At 58.2% G+C, this 6,698-nt stretch carries 7 protein-coding genes and 1 tRNA gene; 1 reads left to right on the forward strand and 7 read right to left on the reverse strand.

Annotated elements, in window-relative coordinates:
* Window positions 1-6: 6 nt before the first annotated feature.
* The 3 genes from ABI546_RS19100 to tssC all read right to left on the reverse strand — a co-directional run bounded on the left by ABI546_RS19100 (window position 7) and on the right by tssC (window position 3,772).
* The gene (locus ABI546_RS19100; RefSeq protein WP_348049162.1) at window positions 7-390 is read right to left on the reverse strand and encodes a GPW/gp25 family protein; all 384 of its coding nucleotides are present in this window, start codon (window positions 388-390) and stop codon (window positions 7-9) included.
* 90 nt (window positions 391-480) lie between these two features.
* On the reverse strand, window positions 481-1,053 hold the full coding sequence (locus tag ABI546_RS19105) for a type VI secretion system tube protein Hcp (RefSeq protein ID WP_348049164.1): 573 nt from the start codon (window positions 1,051-1,053) through the stop codon (window positions 481-483).
* Between the two features lie 43 nt (window positions 1,054-1,096).
* Window positions 1,097-3,772, reverse strand: a complete 2,676-nt coding sequence (gene tssC, locus ABI546_RS19110) for a type VI secretion system contractile sheath large subunit (protein ID WP_348049166.1) — start codon at window positions 3,770-3,772, stop codon at window positions 1,097-1,099.
* A 500-nt stretch (window positions 3,773-4,272) separates the two neighbouring features.
* Between tssC and ABI546_RS19115 the strand changes: the two genes are divergently transcribed.
* The gene (locus ABI546_RS19115) at window positions 4,273-4,563 is read left to right on the forward strand and encodes a hypothetical protein (protein ID WP_348049168.1); all 291 of its coding nucleotides are present in this window, start codon (window positions 4,273-4,275) and stop codon (window positions 4,561-4,563) included.
* 162 nt (window positions 4,564-4,725) lie between these two features.
* On the opposite strand, the gene ABI546_RS19120 is transcribed toward ABI546_RS19115, so the two are convergent.
* The 4 genes from ABI546_RS19120 to ABI546_RS19135 form a co-directional block, all read right to left on the reverse strand.
* Window positions 4,726-5,541, reverse strand: coding sequence for an IS3 family transposase (locus ABI546_RS19120; protein ID WP_348049176.1), 816 nt, complete (start codon window positions 5,539-5,541; stop codon window positions 4,726-4,728).
* The gene (locus tag ABI546_RS19125; RefSeq protein WP_348049170.1) at window positions 5,520-5,882 is read right to left on the reverse strand and encodes a transposase; all 363 of its coding nucleotides are present in this window, start codon (window positions 5,880-5,882) and stop codon (window positions 5,520-5,522) included. The genes ABI546_RS19120 and ABI546_RS19125 overlap by 22 nt, the downstream gene beginning before the upstream one ends.
* Before the next feature lie 296 nt (window positions 5,883-6,178).
* Window positions 6,179-6,255 (reverse strand) — tRNA-Pro (locus ABI546_RS19130).
* 35 nt (window positions 6,256-6,290) lie between these two features.
* Window positions 6,291-6,698: MerR family transcriptional regulator (locus ABI546_RS19135; RefSeq protein ID WP_348049172.1), on the reverse strand; the 408-nt coding region annotated here is incomplete at its 5' end.

Here is a 6,698-nt window from a genome sequence, read left to right on the forward strand (position 1 = left end):
AAGCGCCTAGCGGCGCGGCAACCCGAAGCTGAAGGTCTCTGTCAGCGGCTGGTCGGCAAGCTTGCCGGTGACGACTACCTGGAAAGGCATGACGGAACTGCGCGTTTCCTCAACAGTCACACGTACGCCCGTCAGCCGGGGTTCGTGACGCACGATCATGTCGCGGATGCCCAGCGAATAACGCTGTATGTCATCTTTTTGGGCATAACCGGCACCAGTCAGGGAAGGCAGGCCGATGCGCATGAGTTCCAGACCGGTCGAACCGGCCCAGACGTGCGAGCTAACCAGACGCTGAATCTGCAGCCGCACGGCATCGCGCAGATTGAAGCCCTGGCCGATTTGCGCCGGCGCCGCACCCGCAAACTCCAGGCGCTCAAGCAAGAACTGCATGTTTATCCCCTTGGGCCGGCGCGCCGCAACAACGATACGCCATCTCAAAAACAACGAAAATCCACGGCCCCCGCAGGGCCACAACGAGGCTCAAGTGAACGCCGTCAAAGGCCTGTTCTGCGCCAGGCTCCAGCCGGCAGTGACGTTCCCCTTGACCTGCATGTCCGGCGTCTGCACGGCGTAGGTCCAGACGATCTCGGTGAAGTTAAGCTTGAACTGCTCGGTCGGCATGTCGTCAGGATGTGACTGGAATTGAATTTCGCTGATAAGCGCATCGCGCAGCATGAAGGTAATGATGTTGCCGACCTTGTCTCCCGAATTGCGCAGGATGTAGATGTACGAGGGCTTGGCCTTGTCGCCCAGCGACTTCGCGCGCAAACAGAAGTCGTAGAGCTTGACCGAAGTCTTGTCGACATATTTGACGCAGGTGAACTCCGTGATCACCGGCCTGCCAGAGGTGCGCGCCGAATTGCTGACGTCCGTCGTCACCTGCTGCTTCATACCCTGGTGCACTGACACCAGTTCGATGCATTGGCCGAGCTTGAGTTCCTCGTTGGCGGTCCAGTCGGCGCCGGTCGAAATCAGGCTGCCGCCCGTGGCCCAGTCATTGCTTGTTGTGGGGAACACAGAAGTGTCGCCGGGTTGTAGCAGTATCAGATCCATGGTTTGTCTTTCGTTGATCTATGTTGGGTGGGAAGTGAATGCGTCACTTCGGCAGATTCGCCACAAGGCGGATCGAGGTCGTCAACTCCTCAAGCTGGAAGTGCGGCCTGAGGAAGACCACCGCGTTGTAGGAACCCACGGCGCCCGGCACATCCTTCACGATCACGTTCGCCTGGCTCAGGGGGAAACTCGCCTTTGCGTCCTGAGAAGCGTTCTCATCGAGCAGCACATAGTTCGATATCCAGGTGTTGAGGTAGGCCTCTACATTGCCGCGCGTCAGGAAGCTGCCTATCTTGGCGCGCATGATGACCTTGATGTAATGAGCGAAGCGCGAGGCTGCGAGCATGTAGGGCAGCAGCGCGGAAATCTGCGCGTTGGCATTGGCGCTGTCGGAAAAATACTTCTTCGGCTGGTTGCTGGTCTGCCCGCCAAAAAAAGCCGCCTGGCCTTTGCCCTTGCAGTGGCACAGGGAGATAAATCCCAGGTCATTGAGCTCCTTCTCGCGCCGATCAGTGATGGACACTTCGGTCGGACAAAACAGTTCTTCTGCTCCAGAGTCGGTACGGAAGCTGTAGGTCGGCAGATCTTCAACCAGACCACCACCCTCAACGCCGCGTATGGCCGCGGTCCAGTTGTACTTCGAGAACGCGTTCGTCACGCGCTGGGCGAGCATGTAGGCCGCGTTGCCCCACAGGAAACTGCCACTGTCGGGAGAGCTGGTAGAAGGCCCCACGGTCTCCTCGAAGTCCATGCCGTCCACAGGCCAGCTGTCCTTTCCGTATGGCAAACGCAGGAGCACATGTGGCATCACCAGCGTCACATAGCGGGAGTCTTCGCTTTCGCGGAATTCCTGCCAGCCTGCGAGCTCAATGCTTTCAAAGATTTTTTCTAGGTCACGGGGTTTTGCCAGGTCGCGGAAGCTGTCCAGGCCGAACAGCGAAGCCGAGGCCGCGGTGATGTAGGGCGCATGGGCAGATGCAGCCACTTCGGCGATCTTGCGCAGGAACTCGATGTCCTTGGCGCTACGGCCCACCTCGTAGCCGCCGACCAGAAGGCTGTAAGGCAGACCACCGAAGGTGCCATACTGGTCTTCGTAGATCATCTTGAAGAGCTTGCTCTGGTCCTTGTCGACGGCTTTCTCCATGTCGTCGAGCAGCTCGTCCCTGGTGGCATTGAAAACGCTTAGCTTGAGCATCTTGCCGGTTTCAGTGTTGGACACGAAATAGTGCAGGCCTCGCCAGGTCGCTTCGACCTCCTGGAACTTCGGCGCATGCATGATGACGCTCAACTGCCGGCTCAGCCAGCAGTCAATGTCGGAGATGTGCGAGTCGATGGCCGTGATCGCGGCGACTGGCGCATAGGTTGAGCCAGGGGCATCAAGTCGCGCCAGAACATCAGTGACGAAAAAGCCGATGGGACCAAGGAATTTTTGCCTGTCTTCGTCGGTTTTCAGGCCAGCCGCATCCATCAGGGAAAAGACCGCATCAATGTTCTGCGTGGCTTGTTTTTTCGTCGGAGGCACCGGCTTTGCTTTCGGGTCGGGCGCGTCGGTAGCGCCGCTGAGAACCAGCAGCATATTGTTGGCCACCCTGCGATTGACCGCGTCATGCTTTTGCTCGGCCACTGTGCGCACTTGCGCGGCGTCGGCCGGCATCGCAATCGAATCGCTGTCGTCGGTCTGCTGCATGCCGAGCACAGCCAGAGCGGCCCTTTTCGCGTCGGCATCGATCTGGCCGTCCTTGGGTACGAGCGCAGCCAATAGCGCTGTGGCGTCTGCAGCGAGCTTGGTCTGCGTCGCGGTCACAGTGGGATCGGCCCCGAGATTGCTGGCAATCGCATTGCGTTCCAGCTGGATTTTGGAGGACAGGCTGGCATCCCACTGCGTAAGTTGCTGCAGTTGGGCAGACACTGTCTGCAGGTTCTCCGGCGTGTCCGGGGTCGAAAACACCCCCAGCAGCCTGCGCAGCGGCGCCAGGGTTGCATCGGCGTCAACCACCGGCTTGCCGTCCGCGCCCAGGTTGTTGACGGTCTCATATCCCCAGTCGGTGGCAGCCTTGAGCTTGGCCGCCTGATCGGCCTTGCCCATCACCATGGCCAGGTCGTACAAAGAAGATGTGGCCTTTTTGAGTTCGCCAGGCGCCTTGTCCATGTCTGCCTTGACGACACTGTTTCGGTAGTCCGGCCCGGCCAGCACCTGAAGTTGTGCGCGCCCGGCCTGGCCGTCCGGCGTTTTGGCGATCAACAGATTCATCTGGTCGTTGAGCCGGTCGCTCGACTCCGCCCGCGACTGCAGCATACGGATGTTGCTGCGTACTCGATAGAGCTTGTTGAGGTCGGGAATGGCGCGCACGATGGCGATCGGGTCGAACGCATCCAGCGAACTGAAAGTAATGTCGCCGGACAGATTGGCCGATTCGACGGCTCCGATCTGCATTGCACCGGGTGGTGACGGGATACGCGGAACGCGGCCCAGAGCCACACGCGGCAACTGCGTCTTCATGACGTCGTTGAAGAGGTCCCGGTCAATGGGCACCATCTGCCGCTGTTTGTAAGGCGGGAAATCCACATCGGGGTTGCGATCGCCAGCCAGGTCAGCGAACACTCCCACGATAAAGGGGAGCTCCTGCTTTTCGATGGCACCGCCGGTCTCCACCTCATAGGTGATCTTCACCCGGGGCGGACGATTACGCTCCAGCCACTTTTGAACACTTTCAGCCATTTTTAGCCTCTCATAGTCAATACCGCACGCACTTGCAGAAACGCTCGCCAAGCCACAAGGGCAGTGGGCGGAATTTCTCCCGCTTAGTTTTCGCAAGCGGCATGCCAGCGTTGAAGAGCTCTCAAGCTGTTGATTTGTATAGGTATTTTTTTCACCCTCCAACGCCGGCGGGACTAATTTGCACAACCCTTTTCGGCAGTCGAGGGGAGGTATCGCCGCTCAAAAAACCGGCTGGTGAAAGGTGCACGAGCATGCAGAAGAGTTTGGAAAACCATGAGGACAAGAACATCCAGGCACTGGTGCAGATATGTCCCGCCGCAGTGACGAACTCCACGGAACCTTTTCAAAGAATGGATGCCACTATTGCGAATGGTTAACTTCCAAAGAAAAATGGATTCGTTTAAGCTGCTGGGAACAATAATGGGGTTGACTGATGCCAAAGAGGCTGCAGACGGCATTTGGAGACATTTGGATATGCGGAGTGACTGGCCCGCAACCCGATGGCGGCCAGTCAGCGCTATCAAAAAAAAGCACGCTTGGTGAATAAACAACTGGTCGATCTCGCAGTCCTATGTATCCGCAGAAAACTGGAGAGTGCCCCGCATTCAGTCGATACGGTCAAGGGAATCCATTCTTTCTGGATTCAATGGGAAGAACCCGTCCCTCCAGAGACCACGACACTGGAGGCGCTGGAAAGGCTGGAAGTAGATGGCGTGGTGGAACGCGTCACCCTAGATACCCAGGAGCTTTGGACCATCAGAAAAGAGTCTCAACTTCCTGCCTCTGCCTGAGCGGCAAGGCAGGCAACCTCACCAGCCAAGTCCAAATAGCTCAAGAAATCAGGCCAACCGCACGATAGGTATCGATGGTCCGGTCGTAGACGTGTTGAATTCCGCTGAAGTCTGACGCGCAGTTGGAGTGAACCCCTCGGACTGGACTAGAGAGAGTCAGAACTAAGCGACCAGCGGGGCGAGTTGTGATTCGAATTCGTTTGGTGGACAGTAGCCCAGTGCCGAGTGAAGGCGCCTGGCGTTGTAGACCTCTTCAATGAACCTTGGCAGTCGGGTGGCGACGTCTGCAAAGGTCTCATAGCCGGCAATATAAACCTCCTCGGTCTTGAGCGTCTTCATGAAGCTCTCGGCCTGTGCATTGTGGTACGGATTGCCAGGCGAACTCATCGATCCTCGCAGGCCCGCCTCCTTCAGGGCACGGCGGTAGGTCTCGCTGGCGTACTGGCTGCCACGGTTGGTGTGATGAATGCATCCGGGTGGTGGCTTGCGGCTTTGAACTGCGGATTGCAGCGCGGCCAGCGCCAGTGGCGTGTCGATCCTGCGCGAGATGGCATAGCCCACGACCTTGCGGCTGCATGCGTCCAGGATAGCCGCCAAGTAGCAGAACCCAGTCTCGATGCGGATGTACGTGAAGTCGGGCACCCAGACGACATCCGGCCGGCTCGGAATGACATTGCGGTAAAGATTCGGGAAGATTGGCGAGTCGTGGTTGCTGTCAGTGGTGCGCACGAAGCGCCTGCGCGGCTTGATGCCAAGACTGTGGGCCTTCATCAGGCGCGCCACGCGCTTGTGGTTAACGACATGGCCGCGCCGGCGCAGCTCGTGCGTCACGCGCCGATAGCCGTACCCGGCAAACTCGTCCTGGATGCCTTCAATGAGCTGCAGGAGCGTGACGTCGTTCAGCCCATCGTTGGCGGCTGCCGGGTGATAGTAGAAGGTGCTGCGCGGCAGATCGATCACGTGGCACCCCCGTCGGATGGAGCAGGCTTGGGGCCGGTGATGATCGAGGAATTCTCGTTGTCGCTCACGAGGCGCAGGCGAGGAGTTTTTTTGACCAGGTCCAGCTCCATGGTGAGCTGGCCGACCTTGCGTTCCAGCGCTGCGATCCTGGCTTCGTATTCAGCGACGACAGAAGCCTCGGCCTCTTCTGTGCTGAGCTCGCCGCGGTCGAATTGCGTCAGCCACATCTGGATCAAGTTGGCTGACAGCGAGTATTTCTTCTGCGCATCACGCCGGCCAAGAGCACCGCTTCGGATCTCCCGGCACAGCTGAATCTTGAATTCCGGTGCATGGCGCCGGTACGGACCTCTTGATGACATGACCTTCTCCTGGTTGAAGGCCCCGCCAGCGTATCAGTTCATCTCGCCCCTCTGGTCCAGTCCGAGGGGTTCACTCCAACTGCGCGTCAGACTTCAGCGGAATTCAACAGTCCAGCCCTCTATCGCATTTCGACGAAGTTTTTTCTCGTATGCCATTGCTCGACCAACTATGGATATGCGCTGCTTTGGCCAGCAGAGCCCGATAAAGCCAAGTGGAATACGCCGCAAAAGTGTAGCGGTAGCCGGAGAAAAAAAAGCCGGTTAGCGAACGCTAACCGGCTATCTTTTGGTTTTATTGGTCGGTGTGAAAGGATTCGAACCTTCGACCCCTTGCACCCCATGCAAGTGCGCTACCAGGCTGCGCCACACACCGACAAGCCTTGCATTATAGCGTGCGGCAAATGCTTCTCAGTGACCAGCGCTGAGGAGATCGCGAATTTCAAACAACTCGCGACGAACCAACTGCAGCCGCTGCTGCGCGGCGCTATCGCTGGGCAAATCGACGTCGCTGTCTTCAAAGTCCGAGTGATCACTGGAATCCTCAAAATCGTCCAGCAGGGATTCGCCGCCTTCGAGTACCTCCACCCCGTCCAGCATGACTTCGCCATTGCGGCGTTTGTCGCGTTCGGTTTGAACAATTTCCTGAAGTTTGTTGCGCGCGCCGCTAATGGTGAAGCCCTGGTCGTAGAGCAAATCACGGATCCGGCGGATCATCAGCACCTCATGGTGCTGGTAGTAACGGCGATTGCCGCGCCTTTTCATCGGGCGCAGCTGCGTGAACTCTTGCTCCCAATAACGGAGCACGTGAGGTTTGAC

The sequence above is a fragment of the Polaromonas sp. genome, from assembly GCF_039932935.1.
GTDB lineage: Bacteria > Pseudomonadota > Gammaproteobacteria > Burkholderiales > Burkholderiaceae_C > Polaromonas.

Bases quoted from the DNA above. Each gene is read 5' to 3' on its own strand.
- ABI546_RS19115 (WP_348049168.1), top strand. From the start codon at position 4,273: ATGGCGGCCAGTCAGCGCTATCAAAAAAAAGCACGCTTGGTGAATAAA.
- ABI546_RS19105 (WP_348049164.1), bottom strand. From the start codon at position 1,053: ATGGATCTGATACTGCTACAACCCGGCGACACTTCTGTGTTCCCCACA.
- ABI546_RS19100 (WP_348049162.1), bottom strand. From the start codon at position 390: ATGCAGTTCTTGCTTGAGCGCCTGGAGTTTGCGGGTGCGGCGCCGGCG.
- ABI546_RS19125 (WP_348049170.1), bottom strand. From the start codon at position 5,882: ATGTCATCAAGAGGTCCGTACCGGCGCCATGCACCGGAATTCAAGATT.
- tssC (WP_348049166.1), bottom strand. From the start codon at position 3,772: ATGGCTGAAAGTGTTCAAAAGTGGCTGGAGCGTAATCGTCCGCCCCGG.